Raw genomic sequence first — 17,446 nt, 5'->3', positions numbered from 1 at the left:
AAAAAACATTTGCTGAAAGATGTTAAAATTAGTTTAGTACTAGCTATGCTCAACGTTGTGCTTTCATTATTTATGAAGAAAACACAATAAACTGCCTTTTACAGCGCCGCTTATTAATCCAAAAACCAAAGTACCTTTTGTTCCAAGGTCTTTGGTTTTTGGATTACATTTCAATTCTTCTTCAAAACAAAGACTTTCGTTGTTGAATTTTACGCATTCTTCGGTACAATATTTATCAAAAGAAAATGTCTTGTTCCCTTTAATCTGAAAAAATATTTACCTATTAGTGAAAAAATTTGCTCATCTAGAGTTATTTGCATTACTTTGTTTCATATCCTGTATAATCATGTCATTATATTAAGAATAGGCGTTCCTATTCCTAGTAACTTTTTTAAGAAAAAAGCGTCAATACAACTAGATTATAAAGGAGAAAGTTTACTATGAAATATATCATCTTTGATTTTGATGGAACACTGGCAGATTCTACGGCTGTGTTTGCATCAGCTTGGAATACACTTGCGCAGAAATATAAATTTAAAGGAATAGAGTTAAAGGAAATTGAATCATTGAAAAAATTATCTATCGCGGATCGAAGTAAATTATTTGACTTTCCTATGTATAAATTGCCTATGATTTTACCACAGTTTTATCGATTATATCGACAGTCATTAAATGATGTTCATCTTTATGATGGTATTAAAGAAGTCCTTATGGAAATTGATAAAAGGGGCTATAAAATCCTTATTATTTCCTCCAATTCAAAGGAGAACATTTTAGAATTTCTAAAAATGAATGCCATTCATTGTGTGTCAAATGTTCTATGCTCAAACCGTATTTTCGGGAAGGATAAAGTGATTAAAAAATTTTTAAAGGACTCTAACATTACACCATCAGAAGTTTTATACATTGGTGATGAGCAAAGAGACATTGTAGCATGCAAAAAAGCGGGAGTACCTATTATTTGGGTTGGTTGGGGATATGACGCTATTGAAGTTATACAACAAGAGGAGCCCGAGTACAAAGTTGCTACACCACAGGAAATTTTAACTATCATATAAACGAAGAGGATAATGGCGATTCCCCCCCGCTATTATCCTTTTTAAATGTTAGGATTTTACCTCGCTAATATGCATTAATTTTTCTGCTGTGCTGTTAATCCCTTTATAAGCATCGGTTAATTCCTGCATACTCACAGAAAATTGTTGCGTAAACGTTGTGATTTGATTTGCTGATTCATTGACTTGATCAATAGATTGTTTAATGCTTTCTAATTGATTTGTAATGCTATTGGCACTTTCATTACTACTTTGCGACATTTTCTGTATTTCAGATGCTACTACAGCAAAGCCCCGTCCATGCTCACCTGAGCGAGCAGCCTCAATGGAAGCATTTAATCCAAGAATTTTAGATTTCATGGCTAAATCTTTTACTAAATTAACAATCGTATTGATTTGTTGAATATCGCCAGTCATTGATTCCGAAAACTTGGATAGCTCCTCCAAGCGATTTGATACATCTACACTTGCTACTGCTAACTCTTCATTCGTTGCGGTCATTTCTTCAACAGAACTAGAAAGTTCTGTCGCTAATAAACGCATACCATCCATTTTTTCATTGGAAATAATGGCACTTAACACACCAATTACTTTCCCACCATCAAAAATAGGCTGTGCTGAGGCAATATATGCCATTCCAAAATCCTCAGATCCTCGCTCTTCTCTAATAAACTTTTCTGAGCTAAGAGCCTTTTCAGTTGTTGTTCCACGATACTTCACTACAGGATCACCAACTCTAATCTTTAAGTCCACTTGTTTACCTGGCTTATAGGCAATGACTTTCTCAGTATCAGCAACTATAATACAAGCATCTTCTGGATATGTTACCTGATAAAAATCAATAGAATCTATTGTTGCCTGTAGTTTTGGGTGCATTGTTTTTCCCCTTCCTCATAACACAATTATACTGAAATACCTCAATTTAACTATATCATGACACCTAAAAAAAGACACCTGCGACATAAGTGTCTTAGAAAAAACTACTATGGCTTTTTTAAGATTTCTACATATTTTTCTGCTGTTCTTATTTCAACTGTAAGAGAATTTTTACCATAGTTAGCTTTTTATAAAAATGGAACGGCAGTTGTATTTTGAAATCTAAAATCTAAGCCACCATAGGAAACCGTGGCGTCTCTTCCTTTTGGAACATACCCAATATCCAAGGAATGGTGGTGACGTTCTACAAATTTTATTGGTATTTGATCAACCGCATTAAACAAGGTTGAAGACGTTTGACAAATACCTCCCCCAATGCCCATCACAACCTTTTTATTGATGATTTCGGGTGCGGGCTGATAACCATTCGCTTCATCTCTAGGCCCAACTACTGTGTTAAAGGAGAAATTATCTCCACTTCCAATGATAACATTATTGATTGCCTTTGCAGAAAGTTCAATATTTTTATTTCTTCCTACATCATAGGTATTGAAGTAAGTTGTATAAGATGCGACAATTACATCCTCCAAATAAGGAATATCTTCAAAATAATAACCGCTTTCTGTAATGTAAAGAGGCATCTCCACTTTACCACCGAGCGCTGATGCTTCTAAGATTCTCTCTACTAATTCACTTTCTTTTAAAACAATTAAAGGACTACCTTTAATTACTTTTCCTTGATTATCTAGTTTATCAAGTATCATACGCTTATCATAGCCGGCTGTTTTTTCATTTCCTCTCGCTAACTCTTTTGCCAATTGCTCAATTTGTTTTGTATACGATTGCATATCACTTTCATAGTCCATTTCTTTCGGTGAAATTGTCTGTATGATGGCTTTGGTAGAAGGGTCCACAATTTCAACAACGACGGGCTCTGCTTGTTGTTGTTCAAAAGTAACAGGCTTTTTTAATTCCTTATTTTCTTGCTCTAACTCTTGAACTTGTTTTTCTAGCTTTTTCTCATCCGCAGATTTCCACTGACAGCCAACTAGTCCAATTGTGCATACAATACACAGTGTGACCATCCACTTCTTTTTCAACATAAAACACCTACCTCTATCGTAATACTACAGAGACATCTTATTCGTGTATTGCTGATAGTGTGTTGCTTTTTGTTCATTTTTATTTGTCTATAAAGTGAAAACACTCTACAAAGTCGAGTGAATCACTTTGTAGAGTGTTTATTTTATAGTTAGTTTTGTAGTAAACGTGTTACTGGCTCGTCGAGGCTAAATTTACCGTTATAGCCAAGTGCAATACCGTAATCAGCTAATGCGGCAATATAATTATAGCTCCAATGCGTTGTTGGTACGTCTTGGAATGTGCTTGTCCCTCCTGCTGTTATAGCAAAGGCAAGAACTTTGTAAGACTTTGAAATCGAAGCATTTCTAGTTGCTGTGTATTTTGAAATGCATCTAATTGATTTATTATGTAAAACAGTAACTTGCTCATTTCTCTCCTGAGTCACCTTAAGCTGATTCGACATCCATACCACTTATATGAAAGAGTCCTACGGTAGCTACCGAAGATTTACCTGCACCCGTTAAAAACAGGTCTATTGCTACCCAGTAATAGTTTTTTTATCTTTCCATCTCCTTTTTCATTTTCACCAATGGTAAAACATAGATCCTTATATTTATTTTTATTCAAAGGTAAGCCTCCTTTCCTCTTCCAATATTAGAATAGAAAAAAACACTAGAATACTGAGGAATGTTAATGTTTTTCACTCCGAATTGTTAACAAAATAAGCAGGCTCATAAAAATGAACCTGCTTGCGTTTATTAAAATGGATTATCACTTGTAATAACTTCTTGATGAATCACAATTGGATCAGAAATTAAGCCGTATTTTGCATCTTCAGGATATGTAACGGCTATTGTTGGCTCACTCCCAGCAAAAAGATGGATAGCCTCCCACGATGACCAGACAGTACACAAAAAGAAATGTGCATAATGATCTTGCTCTATAATTTTTACATAAGCTCCTAGATTTCCATCTAGTGAAGTCGACTCTTCTATACCTGTTTTATGTAAATATGCTTCGAAATCTATCTTCTTTTCTAGCGGAACCATACCATGCCAAGTCCGTGATATCATAAATCCCCACTCACCTTTTATGAATATTTATAATAAAATAATTATTATTATTCATATATTATATGACGATATCGCTTACTCTACAAGAATAATGCTCTTTTGTTCTTAGGGTTTTGAACATCGCTGGTAGCACTAGCAATACCGCCGTTAGAATTCATAACGAAAAAAGAACTACCCTTCCCTCAGTAAAAGCTGAGTTCGAGGTAGTTCATCGTTGTTATTTTTGTATAAACATTTGTGCCCTGTAATTACCTTCTTTGACGTATCCTACACCGATATGTGTATAACTTTTGTTCAGGATATTCGCTCTCTGACCTGAACTGTTCATCCATGCTTTCACAACTTCCTCTGCTGAGCGTTGACCCATTGCAATATTTTCGCCAGCTGATATCGAAGTTTTTCATCACCGTAAATGGTGTACCGTAAGTTGGGCTTGTGTGATCAAAGTATTTTTTGTCATGCATGTCTTGAGATTTATATTTTCTACTCGCGCAGACTCCCAATCTTCTTTTAATGCTGGAATACCTGCTTTTGCTCGTTTAGCATTGACTAGTTTGACAACTTCTTGTTCTACACTTGCTTGTTCTTTAGTAGGTAGATAAATTTTTTTGGCCTGAATATATTTGATTTGGATTGGCTAGTTGAGGATTGGCATCTATAAGCGCTTGCACTCCTGTTTGTTTTTACAGCGATTTTCCAAAGAGAATCACCAGATACAACTGTATATGAATCGGCTGCCATAGCACCGACTGGAACTAATAATGATGCAGATAATACTGTTGCAAGTGCTGCTTAAATATAAGCCCTCCTCTCTTAAGGGTGGCTTCTACCGCAAAAGCGTGCAGATTTAAAGTTTTTTATTTAGCATATTTCACATAAAATCTATAGATCAGTACTATATAAACCCAATCATAAATAAAGATTGCAAGCGAAATAATAGTAATCAATGGTGTTCTAAAATACATATAGAAGCCAATTGCTGCAAACACAGTCCCGATCATTTTACAAACGGCTATGCCCATTGATTGGCCACTTAAGTTCCCTCTTTGTATGAATAAAGCGATAAAAAGCCCTGACATCATCAGATTTTGGAAAAATGCTGCATATATGCCTGCCTTATCATTGAATTCATGCATCAGCGCTAAAATCGTGAAAAAGCTTACTACGAGTGTTATGAAAAAAGATGAATAAAATATCTTTCTCGGAATAATTTTTTTATACTCCTTATAACCATAAAGTAAAAATTGCGCCATAATGAAGATATCCAAAAGAAACCATAGGAAAGTAAGGATCCTTTGCAAATCATTTAGCGGATACATAAATGAAAAAATAAATTCCCATGAAATATTGGCACAAATTGCGGCCATGGGCATCCCATATCTCTTATCCTTTATTCCCTGTTTGATGATTAATATATATGTAATAATCCAAAATAGCCACATGCCAAATTGGCAAATCAGTAGGAATTTTTCTTGAGTCATATTTACAAACTCCTTCCCTCTAATAATCATTCTTCGATACTATATGTGAAGAAATCTATTCTTTATGTCAAAAGAATGCAGGGGGAGTGTGAATATTTGGACTCTTAAAAATCTTAAGAGTAAGCGCCTATACATTCATTAACCAATCATATATAGTAAGATGAGGTGATGATATGAAAACTAAAATTTATTTTGATAATGACCAATTTATCTCAGGCACTACCTTAAAGGATGACATCGAGCTTGAACAAAACAACATGGCGCTACATACATGTGTGAATGCAACGGATGTGCTAGATAATCGAAAAAAATTAGCAGCTACTTTACATTGTGATTTAAATAATTTTATTTGCACTCAACAAACACATAGTGCTAATTTCCATAAAGTCACGATTTCTGATAAAGGACGTGGCGCAGAGCAAATGGACACTGCCATTGCTAATACGGATGCACTTTATACATTAGAGCCGAATTTACTTTTATGTAGTTTTACAGCAGATTGTGTACCTGTTATTTTTTATAATGAAGTCAATGGCCTTATTGGCGTGGTTCATTCAGGCTGGCAAGGCACTGTTAAGGAAGTAACATTAAAGCTTTTCCAACATTTAATGGAGCATGAGCATTGTAACCCACAAGATTTTCACGTACAAATCGGTATGGCACTCAGTCAGCAGAAATTTGAGGTGGATGCAGATGTTTATGAAAAATTTCATAAGCTAGGCTATGCTGAAGACTTTATGTATTACAATGCACAAACAAATAAATATCATATCGATAATCAACAAACTGTTAAAAAACAATGTGAGCTTACAGGCATTCCTTCTAAGCAAATTTTGATTGATTCAACCTGCACATATCTCAGCCCAGATGGCTTTTCCTACCGTCAAGATAAACAGGCAGGAAGACATTTAAGCTTTATTATGCGAAAAGAACAGTAATGAAAAGGGACAATTCTTAACGGATTGTCCCTTCATTTTATCACTATAAATTAGAGTGATATGCCAGAGGATACATGCTAAGTGGTTGATTGTAGGGAAGACTGGGCGATTCCTCGGGGATCAGCGTCACAGATAAGACCCTGGAGCACAGCGGATGTTTTCTATGCGAAAGCGTAGTGCTAACGTAGCGGCAGCAACAATGTTTTATCTGTGCGACAGCAAAGCGACAGCAACAATGTTTTGTCTGTGCGAAAGCGAAGCGACAGCAACAATGTTTTATCTGCGCGAAAGCGAAGCGTCAGCGGCAAAGCGCCCAGTCGGAACGGAAATCAACCCCACGTTAGGTGATGACCCTTATTTTTGGAATACATACACCCTTTTAACATTTCATTATTTATTAACTGGACGATCTTTTCCAATTCTAAAAACATAATAGCTAATGATAACAAGAGCTAAGAAAATAATTCCCACAATGAGAGAAACTCGTGTATCATCATTAAACCACATACCGAATAGCACCATGACTAAAAAGGCAATCGTTATATAGTTTGTAAAAGGTGCAAATGGCATTTTGAATGGGTGCTTTGACAGTTGCTCACCTTTTATTTTTCTAAAACGTATTTGACTTATTAAAATAACAAACCACGGAATCATCCCTGGTAATACACTTGCACTATATACATAAACAAATAAATTTTTTGGCGCAATATAGCTGAGAATAACCCCGATAACCAAACCAATTAGTACGCCTGCTGTACCGAATAACGGAACACCATTACTAGAAAGCTTCGCAAAAAATTTAGGTGCTTGTCCATTCATAGCAAGCGTATACAGCATACGTCCTGCACTATATACAAAAATGGAGCAAGAATTGCAAGGCATTTTTGTATTCTATCCGGCAGGTCGACTGTTCAGGCCGGTCTTGAAGGGTCTATCCATCACTTCGAAGGTTTCATTACAATCAGATTAGCTGTTGTAGCACGATTCTATCTTGCTTTATCCGAAAACGAATCAACGAAGAGTAAAGCTGTATTTTATTATATTAAAAAAACTCTATCCCATCATGTAAAGATGAATGGAATAGAGTTTACTTTGTTACTGTAATAACGTTTGTTCCTGGAGCTTTGCAGAGAAGTATTTGCGTGCATCTGCTGTTAGAATTTGCAACAGAATAACCTCTTCTTGACGCGCAAATTCTACAAACATTCCACTTAAATTTTCATAGACATTTTGGATTTTGAAGCCGCTATCTAAATAATGATCCACCTTTTTTATTTCCTCTGTGCTTTGTTGATATTCTGACATGCAATCACCTCACCTTTCCGTTAATCAACCTAGTGAAAATCTGTTTGGTGTCTTATTTATTCAGTACCTTTTATTTCTAACAGCGGATCTGGTTGCTCAACGATTTCTTCCTCATCTGGAACAACAGTTGGCACAGGCGTTTGTTGCTGTCCAAATAATTCATCTAAATTATGACCAACTGTAATCCCTAAATATTTTGCATCACTTGGATCTTCTAACTCAGCTTGAGGGTATTTTTTGAACCACCAATACTTCGCTAATACATAATATACAAGTGCCCCTACAAAGAACCCTACTAATGAAGAATAAGTGGAGAAAATATTTGCCACTACACCACCGATAATCCAAGCGAGTAAACCAGCTATGTTAAAGCCATTCCAATATTTAAATTGCCCATCTAAGTCATAAAGTGCTTTTACATGCACGCGACGTTTACGGATTAAATAGTAATCAGCAAATAAAATACCAACGATTGCTGTTAAAATTCCTCCAATAATTAAAAGTGCATTGACTAACACATCAAATAAGCTCCAAGGCTGTGCTAGAATACCAATTATTCCTGCAATAACAACCCCAACCCAAAACGGCACTTTTGGACCACCAATATTTGAGAAGATTGTTGCCGCTGGGATAACATTTGCAGAGGTGTTAGTTGACCATTGTGCTAATACAATCATTAACAGTAAAATCCCTAAAATAAAGCCACTTGCACTTTGCTGTAATGCATTGATAGGATCAGCTGAGGCAACAGCCATATAGCACACAGCACCAATTGTCACAATGAAAGTATTTGTAATCGGCATGACGATTAATGAACCAACCAGCTGTGTTTTGTTGCGTTTGAACCAGTTGCGTTCATTTTTTGGTGCTTTAAAGAAGCGTGAAAGTGAAGGCATGTCGGCAGCTAGCGTCGCCCAGAATCCCATATTTGCCATAATCACTACCATAAATGCAGTGAAGGCTGCAAATCCTGTTGTTGGCGCCTCTACCCACGTCCAAATATTTTTCCCTTGAGCTACTGCATGATCTGCCAGTGTATAATACATCCAGCAGGAAATTAAAATAATAACTGGCGCTGCTAAGTCTGCAAAACGTTCAATAGATTTAATCCCTAGAGATGTATTAAATAATTGAAGTGCTGCAAAGACAATGAAACAGATAAACCAATTATCAAAACTAAAAAGTAAATTCAAAATGCCGTTTATCGCTAATGCTCCAAAATAAGTGTTCAGACCGAACCAACAGGCAGCCGTTACACCGCGGACAAGTGACGGAATATGTGTGCCAAATGTACCGAACGGAGCACGCATATATACTGGGAATGATAAGCCATGCTCAATCCCTATATCACCAATTAACGTCATAAATACACCAATTAAACACGAGCCAATCAACGTTGCTAAAATTACCATTGGCAATGGTAAGCTCATGATTCCCGAACCACCGATTGCAAAAGCCGCTAAGACAATTGCCATCCCTATCCAAATTACTGCAAAACCAAATGTTCCAATATTTCTTTGTTGATGTGTCACTGGAAGTAAATCTGGGGATTTTAAATAATTCCCATCTCGTTCCATATAATCTCTCCTTCTTTTATCAAATTTCCGTGACAACTTACATTGGGGTTATTCCTTCCTCCAACGAAAATGCTGAAGGAAGGTGGAATTTCAGTTTATTTAAAGACATATCACTTAGATAGACTGCTAATCAGAGATTGACGTTCATTCCAGGTCATTGGCGGAACTGTAGATTTGCGTTCAACCATTGTAATAGCACCATCTACAGGACAAACAATTGAGCACAAATTACAACCTACACAGTCCTCTTCCCGAACTTTCAGAATTGGGCGACCATCTTCTGAATATAAGTCGATACATTGATGCGATGTATCCTCACATGCAATATGGCACTTGTTACAGTTAATGCAAACATCGTTATTAATTTCAGCCACGATTTTATAATTTAAGTCCAAGTCACCCCAATTGGAATATCTGGAAACTGATCGACCTACTAAATCCATGACAGAGGCAATGCCTTTATCATCTAAATAGTTATTGAGTCCATCGATCATATCCTCAACAATACTAAAGCCATGATGCATCGCTGCTGTACACACTTGCACGCCCGTAGCTCCCATTAATATAAACTCGGCAGCATCTTGCCAGTTGGAAATACCACCAATGCCCGAAATCGGTACATTGATTAATGGATTACGGGCACACTCTGCAACCATATTGAGTGCAATTGGTTTAACGGCAGGGCCACAATAACCACCATGGGCACCCTTTCCTGCTACATGAGGCACTGTATTCCATGTATCTAAGTCGACACCCGCTAAGCTGTTAATCGTATTAATCATACTAATAGCATCTGCTCCACCTCTTGTAGCCGCTTCTGCCGTTACCGTAATGTCGGTAATGTTTGGTGTTAACTTCACAATTACTGGTGTTTTCGCTGCCTCTTTCACCCAGTACGTTTGTTTTTCCACCAATTCAGGTACTTGACCAGAGGCAGACCCCATTCCTCGTTCTGCCATCCCATGTGGACAACCAAAGTTAAGCTCAAGACCATCAACACCCACATCTTCTACTCGTTTAACAATCTCATGCCACTTTTCTTGCTTTGGCTCCACCATTAAAGAAGCGATGATTGCGTGATGTGGAAACTTTTTTTTCGTTTCATAAATTTCTTGTAAATTTACCTCTAACGGACGATCCGTAATCAGTTCAATATTATTGAAGCCCGCTACTCTTTGTCCGTTAAAGCTAACAGCTGCAAAGCGTGAAGAAACATTTAAAATTGGATCACCTAATGTTTTCCATACAGCACCACCCCACCCCGCTTCAAATGCGCGTTGTACTTGATAGCCTGAATTCGTTGGTGGTGCTGACGCAAGCCAAAATGGATTCGGCGATTTGATGCCCGCTAAGTCAATGCGTAAGTCTGCCATATTAGTTCCTCCCTTATGCAATCTCACTTGGATTTCATCAATTATGCCTCGGCATAATTGTGTCTGGAATCGGCTTTGTGCAAGCACAAAGCACTCCTTTCCGATTCCATGACATCCGCCGGAGGCTTTGGGCCAACGTGATGTTGGTCACTCAGTCGTTGCCACAGGACGTGGCGTTCTTAGACTGAGTTCCTCTATTCAGCGGGTGTTTGGACACCTGCTGAAAAGTAGCTTAAACTTCTGTAGCTGACGCTTTGCTTTCGCTACAAAAGCGATTTGCTGAAAGAAGTTAAACGTTGATGGGTCTTGTATGCTGCGTCTTTTCCTTGCTGTACAGCTGTTACAACCATCGCCTCGCCCTGTCCATTTCCGAAGACGACATCTCCACATGCAAATACTTTGGCATTCGAAGTTTGCATTGTCGTTTCATCAATATCCACAACGCCATTTGTATGCTGCAAGCCAAAAGCTTCAATCAATGACACAAAACGTGTTTGCCCAATGGCCTTAATAACAGCATCCACTTCAATAATAAAGTTGGATCCCTCAATCTCTTCAGGTCTTTGTCGGCCATCTGCACCCGCTTCACCGAGCTTCATTTTCACACATTCAATGCCTACTACCACACCTGCCTCATTGCCAATAATTTTTTTCGGTGCTGTTAACCACTTAAACTCCACACCGTCCTGCTTGGCAAATTCATATTCAAATTTGTACGCAGTCATTTCTTTTTGTGTTCTTCTATAAAGAATTTGAACATTGTCAGCACCTAAACGCACTGCACTTGTAGCACCGTCAATCGCGGTATTTCCCGCACCAATGACAGCCACTCGCTTTCCAACAATATTTTTTGTAAGCGTTCCCATTTTTGTCTTTCTGACAAACTCTATCGCATCATGTACACCGTCTAAATCTTCTCCTTCAATGCCCAGATTTGGCACAGCTCCCATACCAACTGCTAAAATAACACTGTCATATTGCGCCAAGATATCTTCAGCAGAAATATCAACACCGACAGCTGTGTTCGTTTTGATTTCCACACCAAGTTTTTCAATCTGCTCAATCTCCCAATCAACTACTTCATTTGGTAGGCGGAACGATACGATACCATAGCTACCTAAGCCACCAGCTTTCGATTCAGCTTCATAGATTGTGACATGATAGCCAAAACGACTAAGTTCTCGAGCAGCCGATAAACCGGCAGGACCTGCACCAATAATCGCTACCTTCTGTCCATTGCTTTGCCCTTGCTTAAATAACTGAGCATTCGTTTCCATTGCCCAATCTGTTGCATAGCGCTGTAACTCTCCGATTTTAATTGGCTTTGTTGAGGAATTTAATACACACGCCCCTTCACATAGTTCCTCCGTTGGACAAACCCTTGCACAGCTTGCACCAATTGGATTTGCTTCTAATATAGTCGTAGCAGAGCCCTTCATATTACCAGAAGCAATTTTTTTTATGAAATTTGGGATTTGAATACTCGTTGGACAGGCTTTGATACATGGTGCATCATAGCAATAAAGGCAACGATTAGCTTCCTCAATTGCCTCATTCTTTGTCATCCTGCTAGTCAATTCCATAAAATTACGTTTTAACTGTTGGGACATTATATTTTCTTGATTCAGAGCCATTTCCACATCCCCCTCATGTGTTCATTTTTTCCTTCTTATCATGGCTCGTCACCATAATGTGTAGGTTGATTTCCGTTCCGGCTGGGCGCTTTGTTGCTGCCGCTTCGCTTTCGCACAGAAAACATCCGCTGCGCTGCAGGGTCTCGGGCCAACAGGATGTTGGTCACGAAGGCGTTATCACAGGACGTGATGCTTTTAGCCTTCGTTCCTCTATATCGCTGATCCCCAAGGAGTCGCCAGCCTCCACTCCAATCAACCTATATAAATGGCATACGTTTGAACATATGTCATCCACAACTTTTGGTGATGAGCCTTATTAGTTACACCATTGAAAAAAGAGCTACATTCAACATTCATCTCACCACGTATAGGGATAGATAGTCTTCTGTAGCTAAATGAAAATATTACGAAACCGATTGCTCTGCTCTCCATCCAAAGCAATCGGTCATAACGTTAACTAAATGTTTAGTGCTTCTGTAGCTGCTGTTTTTAATGGACGTTTTATATATTTCCCACTACCTAATACTCCTACAAATTCTTTATTTTTAATGACGTACTCTCCACGAACTAGTACACTGACTGGTTCACCAGTTACTTCCCATCCCTCATATGGGTTATAATCTACATTCATATGATGCGTTTTAGCCGATATTTCTCGTTTTGCCTCTGGATCAAAAATAACAATATCGGCATCAGAACCTATTGCAATCGTTCCTTTTTGTGGGAATAAACCAAATATTTTTGCTGCACTTGTGGAAATCATATCGACAAACTCATTAATAGAAATCTTCCCTTTAGCTACACCTTCTGAATATAAAATACTGAAGCGATCTTCAATAAATGGCCCACCGTTAGGAATTTTAGAAAAATCATTTAATCCTAACTGCTTTTTACCCTTAAAACTAAACGAGCATTGATCAGAGCCAATCGTTTGTAGTTGTTTTGCTTTTAGAGCATTCCATAAATGATCCTGATGGTATTTTGGACGAAGTGGTGGAGACCAAACATATTTTGCACCCTCAAAGCCAGGTTGTGCTAAAGCAGATTGATCCAAAGTTAAATAAGGTGGACATGTTTCACCGTAGACGTCATAGCCTTTTTCACGTGCCGCAATGATTTCGTCTACTGCCTCTTTACAAGTTACATGCACAACATAAAGCGTAGCACCAGCAATATGAGCTAATTCAATGGCACGCTTCGTTGCTTCGCCCTCCAATTCAGCAGGACGAGTGAGTGCATGATAAATTGGCTCCTTATGACCTGCACGTCGAGCCTCTTCCACAAGCTCATCAATAACAGAACCATTTTCACAGTGCACCATAACAACAGCACCAAGGTCTTTTGCTATTTTAAAAGCCTTAAAAAGGGTGCGGTCTGTTGCTTGAAATTCTTTTGCATAAGCCATAAATACCTTTACAGAAGTAATGCCCTCCTGCTCTAAAATTTGCGGTAATTCAACTTCCGTTTCAGGGGTTAAATCACCAATCATTAAGTGGAATCCATAATCGATGGCTGATTTTCCCTTTGCCTTGTCATGCCACTTTTCAACGGCAGCTGAAAGTTTTTCCTCACCTGCCGTTAAGCAGAAGTCCAAAATAGTAGTTGTTCCTCCAAAAGCCGCCGCAATCGTACCAGATTTCCAATCATCATCAGTCACAGTATTGTTAAATGGCATATCTAAATGTGTGTGCGGATCAATTCCTCCTGGCATCACGAACTTACCAGTAGCATCAATAATTTCTGCCCCTGCATCGGATAAATTTTTACCAAGTTGAACAATTTTTCCGTTTTCAATTAAAATATCTGCCTCAAAAACATCTGCAGCTGTCGCTACTCGTCCACCTTTAATAATTTTTTTCATTCTGCCCCTCACCCTTCGTAAAATAATGGAGAATGCTCAACCATGACAATGTAAGGAAAGATAATTCACAACACCCACCTTAATGTAACGTGTATGTCTCTCCCATACTGAATTTTGTTTGCAGCGTCAATACTGTTTCAAGTAATACATCTGCTCCTTTCGCACAATCCTCAAATGTTGTTTCCTCTTCCTCGCAATGACTTTTACCATTAATACTTGGTACAAAAATCATCGCTGAAGGAATGATGCTTGCAATATATTGCGCATCATGACCTGCCCCGCTAAACATTCGATGAGCAGTATAGCCGAAGCTTTGACAAGCCTTTTCCACTTCATTACAAATTTGTGTATCAAAATAGACTGTATCCCTACCCCAGAGCTTAACTGGCTTTATGCTACAGCCCATATCCTCTGTAGGAAGATTATTCAGTATATCCTCAACCTTTTGCATAATCTCTGGCTTTTGATGACGTGAATCAATCGTAAAAGTCACATTGTTCGGTATAACGGTATGAATATTTGGAGAGACATTCATTCGGCCAAAGGTAAACACTAGCTGTTCATCAATTTTTCCAAGCTCTTCATGTAAATACGTAATGATTTTTGATGACACAATCATCGGATCTTGACGCATTGTCATCGGTGTAGTTCCAGCATGATTGGACTGCCCTGTAACCGTAATTTCATAGCAAACCATGCCTAATACACCTTCAACGACTCCTATTTCCTGTTCCTTTGCCTCAAGAACAGGTCCTTGCTCAATATGCAATTCAATATAAGCAAGCGCTTCTTTTAAGCGATTTTCTTGATCTCCCTCATAGCCACTTGCTTGCAGTGCTTCTTTGAAACTAGTGCCATTTTTGTCGACAGATTGTAGCATTTTTTCTTTTTCAAATTTTGATGAGATGACACCAGAGCTCATCATTGCTGGATCAAAACGAGCACCTTCTTCGTTAGTAAAATTAACAATCATTAACGGTATATCTAGCTCAATCTCGTTTTCCTTTAACGTTCTTATTGCCTCTATGGCAGTTAAAACGCCTAATACACCATCGAATTTCCCACCTTTTTCAACGGAATCTAAATGCGACCCCATGACAATTGGAGGGACATCCTTTTTCCCAGGCAGAATGGCATAAATATTACCCATATCATCGACTTTGATGTCCATCTCTAATTCTCCGCAACACTCACCAAAATAGTTTCTTGCTAAAACATCCTCATTCGAAAGTGACAAACGAGTTACGCCACCATTTTCAGTAGCTCCAAATTGACTAAATTGTTCAATTAACTCTTGCAATCGTCTACTATTACACTTATACATATGCAAGTCCTCTCTTTCACAGTAGTTAATACACATTCTATAAGAGTTAAAAATTATGAGATATGGATATCAAACTAAAAAAATATGTGCATCTGCACATGATATATGGTAAGTTATGTTCATAATAAGGGGGGAAAAAAATGGGGACGATTCGCAAAATTGTAGAGGGAGTTCAATTCCCAATGCTAACATTAGTAGCTGGACATAGCGGAACGTATCGAAGAGTTACAGGGATTAACGTAGTAGAAAGCATCGATTTAATTATGTTTTGTAGACCTAATGAATTAGTCGTAACTACAGGTATTAATTTATCCTCACAAGGAGACTCCTTAGAGCAGCTTGTAAAACTAGCTTTCTCTAAAAAGGTAGCAGGTTTTATCATTAATACTGGCCCATACATTCCAGATATACCAGAATCAGTCATCATTTTTGCCAACGAACATGATTTCCCTATTTTTCACATGCCATGGAGTTATCGGGTAGCAGATCTATTAAAAACAACATTTCAATTTATCGCCAATCATCACCAAGAGCTTTCTATCGAAGAAAAGGTTCTTTACAACTTACTTTTTCACTACAAACCAAACGCCAACTATATTAAAGATCAATTAGCACTGCTAGGTTTTCCACAAGGTAGAGAGCTAGCCATCATTTCATGCACAGCAAATGGTGCGCAAGCTAATATTGACCGTTATGAGGTCATGATCCTATTTGCATTTCAAAATAGATATAAACGCTTCTTAAAACTAAAGCATAAAAATCACCTCATCTTTTTAATCGACAGAGCACAAATCAATACACCAAACACTCCCTTCTCAAAAATTGTTGAAGAAATATACGACAAAATTACACAAAAAAATGGTTACTTGGATATTATCATCGGTAAAGGAAATTATCATAAAGAGCTTGAAAATGTTCGCAAAAGCTATGATGAATCGTTAACAGTAATCCAATTAGCAAAACTTCATAACAATCGCTTCCTATACAAATATAAAGAAATTGGTGCCTATAAAATTATCATGGCCGTGCAAAATCAAACATTAATCAAATCATATAGCCAAGACATCTTAGGTCAGCTATATCGCTATGATGAATTGCATAACACGGATTATGTCCAATTTTTACGGATTTTTCTCGAGGAAAATGGTAGTACTGGCAAGATTAGTGAACGCCAATTTATTCATCGCAACACAGTCCTTTATAAAATTAAAAAAATAGAAACTCTATTAGATATGGACTTAAGTAACCCATTTACAAAAACAAATCTCTACATCGCATTTTTGATTGAAGATGTGTTAACACATCAATAAACGCAACTTTATATATCAGAATTTTCATTCAATAGATTTACCTTCTAAATCATTTTATGCATTCATATAAAGTACAAATGGGGTCGACTTTGCATTTTGTTGCTGTCGCTTCGCTTTCGCACAGAAAACATTTGTTGCTGTCGCTTCGCTTTCGCACAGAAAACATTTGTTGCTGTCGCTTCGCTTTCGCACAGAAAACATTTGTTGCTGTCGCTTCGCTTTCGCGCAGAAAACATTTGTTGCTGTCGCTTCGCTTTCGCACAGATAAACAATGCGTCCGGATTTTAAATTGTGCCCAGGCCTGCACGAGGGCCGACACGATGTCGGTCATTTCGGTAATACCACAGGACGTGGCGTTTTTACCGATGCAGTTCAGTTAGCCGCTTTCGCAGGATGTGAAGGTTTTAGGCTAACATCCTATATTTATTCCTTTCAAAATCCGACAAGCAAATGAAAATCCGCTTCGTTATCTGGGTTTATGGATGTGTAACTCTACACGCCCCTTATATCTATGCGGATTTTTGCCTTATATTTTACTTCTAACCATAACGAAAAA

Annotated in this window: 16 protein-coding genes and 2 pseudogenes; 4 read left to right on the top strand and 14 right to left on the bottom strand. The window is 37.9% G+C overall.

The features are described 5' to 3' along the window. The first annotated feature begins 440 nt into the window (after positions 1 to 440). Entirely contained in the window at positions 441 to 1,058 is a 618-nt protein-coding gene (locus FJQ98_RS08780; RefSeq protein ID WP_053593515.1) for an HAD hydrolase-like protein, read from the top strand. Between the two features lie 48 nt (positions 1,059 to 1,106). On the opposite strand, the gene FJQ98_RS08775 is transcribed toward FJQ98_RS08780, so the two are convergent. The 6 genes and pseudogenes from FJQ98_RS08775 to FJQ98_RS08750 form a co-directional block, all read right to left on the bottom strand. Then, entirely contained in the window at positions 1,107 to 1,931 is an 825-nt protein-coding gene (locus tag FJQ98_RS08775) for a methyl-accepting chemotaxis protein (RefSeq protein WP_053593516.1), read from the bottom strand. Positions 1,932 to 2,119: 188 nt separating this feature from the next. Continuing rightward, positions 2,120 to 3,034 carry a VanW family protein gene (locus FJQ98_RS08770; protein ID WP_343069262.1) on the bottom strand — a complete coding sequence of 305 codons (915 nt, stop codon included), beginning with the start codon at positions 3,032 to 3,034 and terminating at the stop codon, positions 2,120 to 2,122. A gap of 149 nt (positions 3,035 to 3,183) precedes the next feature. After that, positions 3,184 to 3,477, bottom strand: a complete 294-nt coding sequence (locus FJQ98_RS08765; protein ID WP_053593517.1) for an S-layer homology domain-containing protein — start codon at positions 3,475 to 3,477, stop codon at positions 3,184 to 3,186. A gap of 295 nt (positions 3,478 to 3,772) precedes the next feature. Further along, positions 3,773 to 4,087, bottom strand: coding sequence for a hypothetical protein (locus tag FJQ98_RS08760; protein ID WP_053593518.1), 315 nt, complete (start codon positions 4,085 to 4,087; stop codon positions 3,773 to 3,775). A 217-nt stretch (positions 4,088 to 4,304) separates the two neighbouring features. Beyond that, a pseudogene (locus FJQ98_RS08755) lies at positions 4,305 to 4,828 on the bottom strand (CAP domain-containing protein). A gap of 116 nt (positions 4,829 to 4,944) precedes the next feature. Beyond that, positions 4,945 to 5,568, bottom strand: coding sequence for a transmembrane-type terpene cyclase (locus FJQ98_RS08750; protein ID WP_053593519.1), 624 nt, complete (start codon positions 5,566 to 5,568; stop codon positions 4,945 to 4,947). Between the two features lie 173 nt (positions 5,569 to 5,741). Between FJQ98_RS08750 and pgeF the strand changes: the two genes are divergently transcribed. Then, positions 5,742 to 6,506 carry a peptidoglycan editing factor PgeF gene (gene pgeF, locus FJQ98_RS08745; protein WP_053593520.1) on the top strand — a complete coding sequence of 255 codons (765 nt, stop codon included), beginning with the start codon at positions 5,742 to 5,744 and terminating at the stop codon, positions 6,504 to 6,506. 154 nt (positions 6,507 to 6,660) lie between these two features. Further along, complete coding sequence (locus FJQ98_RS08740) at positions 6,661 to 6,939, top strand: hypothetical protein (RefSeq protein WP_075807193.1); 279 nt, start codon at positions 6,661 to 6,663, stop codon at positions 6,937 to 6,939. Here the strand turns inward: FJQ98_RS08740 and FJQ98_RS08735 are convergent. From FJQ98_RS08735 to FJQ98_RS08705, 7 genes and pseudogenes are all read right to left on the bottom strand, one after another. Continuing rightward, positions 6,897 to 7,364, bottom strand: a pseudogene (locus tag FJQ98_RS08735) (amino acid permease); the annotation flags it as partial. The gene FJQ98_RS08740 and the pseudogene FJQ98_RS08735 overlap by 43 nt on opposite strands. A 237-nt stretch (positions 7,365 to 7,601) precedes the next feature. Then, complete coding sequence (locus FJQ98_RS08730) at positions 7,602 to 7,811, bottom strand: hypothetical protein (protein ID WP_053593522.1); 210 nt, start codon at positions 7,809 to 7,811, stop codon at positions 7,602 to 7,604. Between the two features lie 56 nt (positions 7,812 to 7,867). Further along, positions 7,868 to 9,388 (bottom strand): NCS1 family transporter, encoded by a 1,521-nt coding sequence (locus tag FJQ98_RS08725; protein ID WP_053593523.1) that lies wholly within the window; start codon positions 9,386 to 9,388, stop codon positions 7,868 to 7,870. A 110-nt stretch (positions 9,389 to 9,498) separates the two neighbouring features. After that, entirely contained in the window at positions 9,499 to 10,761 is a 1,263-nt protein-coding gene (preA, locus tag FJQ98_RS08720; RefSeq protein WP_053593524.1) for an NAD-dependent dihydropyrimidine dehydrogenase subunit PreA, read from the bottom strand. A gap of 263 nt (positions 10,762 to 11,024) precedes the next feature. Beyond that, complete coding sequence (locus FJQ98_RS08715; RefSeq protein ID WP_082339850.1) at positions 11,025 to 12,395, bottom strand: NAD(P)-dependent oxidoreductase; 1,371 nt, start codon at positions 12,393 to 12,395, stop codon at positions 11,025 to 11,027. A 457-nt stretch (positions 12,396 to 12,852) separates the two neighbouring features. After that, a complete protein-coding gene (gene hydA / locus FJQ98_RS08710; protein WP_053593525.1) occupies positions 12,853 to 14,256 on the bottom strand; it encodes a dihydropyrimidinase in 1,404 nt (467 codons plus the stop codon). Positions 14,257 to 14,335: 79 nt separating this feature from the next. Continuing rightward, complete coding sequence (locus FJQ98_RS08705) at positions 14,336 to 15,580, bottom strand: Zn-dependent hydrolase (RefSeq protein ID WP_053593526.1); 1,245 nt, start codon at positions 15,578 to 15,580, stop codon at positions 14,336 to 14,338. A gap of 140 nt (positions 15,581 to 15,720) precedes the next feature. Here FJQ98_RS08705 and FJQ98_RS08700 point away from each other — a divergent pair, with 140 nt between their 5' ends. Continuing rightward, on the top strand, positions 15,721 to 16,890 hold the full coding sequence (locus FJQ98_RS08700; RefSeq protein ID WP_053593527.1) for a PucR family transcriptional regulator: 1,170 nt from the start codon (positions 15,721 to 15,723) through the stop codon (positions 16,888 to 16,890). A 49-nt stretch (positions 16,891 to 16,939) separates the two neighbouring features. Here the strand turns inward: FJQ98_RS08700 and FJQ98_RS08695 are convergent, their stop codons facing one another. Next, the gene (locus FJQ98_RS08695; RefSeq protein WP_201406674.1) at positions 16,940 to 17,221 is read right to left on the bottom strand and encodes a hypothetical protein; all 282 of its coding nucleotides are present in this window, start codon (positions 17,219 to 17,221) and stop codon (positions 16,940 to 16,942) included. Positions 17,222 to 17,446: the final 225 nt, after the last annotated feature.

It is taken from the genome of Lysinibacillus agricola (assembly GCF_016638705.1).
Classification (GTDB): domain Bacteria; phylum Bacillota; class Bacilli; order Bacillales_A; family Planococcaceae; genus Lysinibacillus; species Lysinibacillus agricola.
The sequence above is the reverse complement of the archived record's forward strand: the minus strand, read 5'-3'. Positions and strand labels throughout refer to the sequence as shown.

Bases quoted from the DNA above. Each gene is read 5' to 3' on its own strand.
- FJQ98_RS08780 (WP_053593515.1), top strand. From the start codon at position 441: ATGAAATATATCATCTTTGATTTTGATGGAACACTGGCAGATTCTACG.
- FJQ98_RS08775 (WP_053593516.1), bottom strand. From the start codon at position 1,931: ATGCACCCAAAACTACAGGCAACAATAGATTCTATTGATTTTTATCAG.
- FJQ98_RS08770 (WP_343069262.1), bottom strand. From the start codon at position 3,034: ATGTTGAAAAAGAAGTGGATGGTCACACTGTGTATTGTATGCACAATT.
- FJQ98_RS08765 (WP_053593517.1), bottom strand. From the start codon at position 3,477: ATGTCGAATCAGCTTAAGGTGACTCAGGAGAGAAATGAGCAAGTTACT.
- FJQ98_RS08760 (WP_053593518.1), bottom strand. From the start codon at position 4,087: ATGATATCACGGACTTGGCATGGTATGGTTCCGCTAGAAAAGAAGATA.
- FJQ98_RS08750 (WP_053593519.1), bottom strand. From the start codon at position 5,568: ATGACTCAAGAAAAATTCCTACTGATTTGCCAATTTGGCATGTGGCTA.
- pgeF (WP_053593520.1), top strand. From the start codon at position 5,742: ATGAAAACTAAAATTTATTTTGATAATGACCAATTTATCTCAGGCACT.
- FJQ98_RS08740 (WP_075807193.1), top strand. From the start codon at position 6,661: ATGTTTTCTATGCGAAAGCGTAGTGCTAACGTAGCGGCAGCAACAATG.
- FJQ98_RS08730 (WP_053593522.1), bottom strand. From the start codon at position 7,811: ATGTCAGAATATCAACAAAGCACAGAGGAAATAAAAAAGGTGGATCAT.
- FJQ98_RS08725 (WP_053593523.1), bottom strand. From the start codon at position 9,388: ATGGAACGAGATGGGAATTATTTAAAATCCCCAGATTTACTTCCAGTG.
- preA (WP_053593524.1), bottom strand. From the start codon at position 10,761: ATGGCAGACTTACGCATTGACTTAGCGGGCATCAAATCGCCGAATCCA.
- FJQ98_RS08715 (WP_082339850.1), bottom strand. From the start codon at position 12,395: ATGGCTCTGAATCAAGAAAATATAATGTCCCAACAGTTAAAACGTAAT.
- hydA (WP_053593525.1), bottom strand. From the start codon at position 14,256: ATGAAAAAAATTATTAAAGGTGGACGAGTAGCGACAGCTGCAGATGTT.
- FJQ98_RS08705 (WP_053593526.1), bottom strand. From the start codon at position 15,580: ATGTATAAGTGTAATAGTAGACGATTGCAAGAGTTAATTGAACAATTT.
- FJQ98_RS08700 (WP_053593527.1), top strand. From the start codon at position 15,721: ATGGGGACGATTCGCAAAATTGTAGAGGGAGTTCAATTCCCAATGCTA.
- FJQ98_RS08695 (WP_201406674.1), bottom strand. From the start codon at position 17,221: ATGACCGACATCGTGTCGGCCCTCGTGCAGGCCTGGGCACAATTTAAA.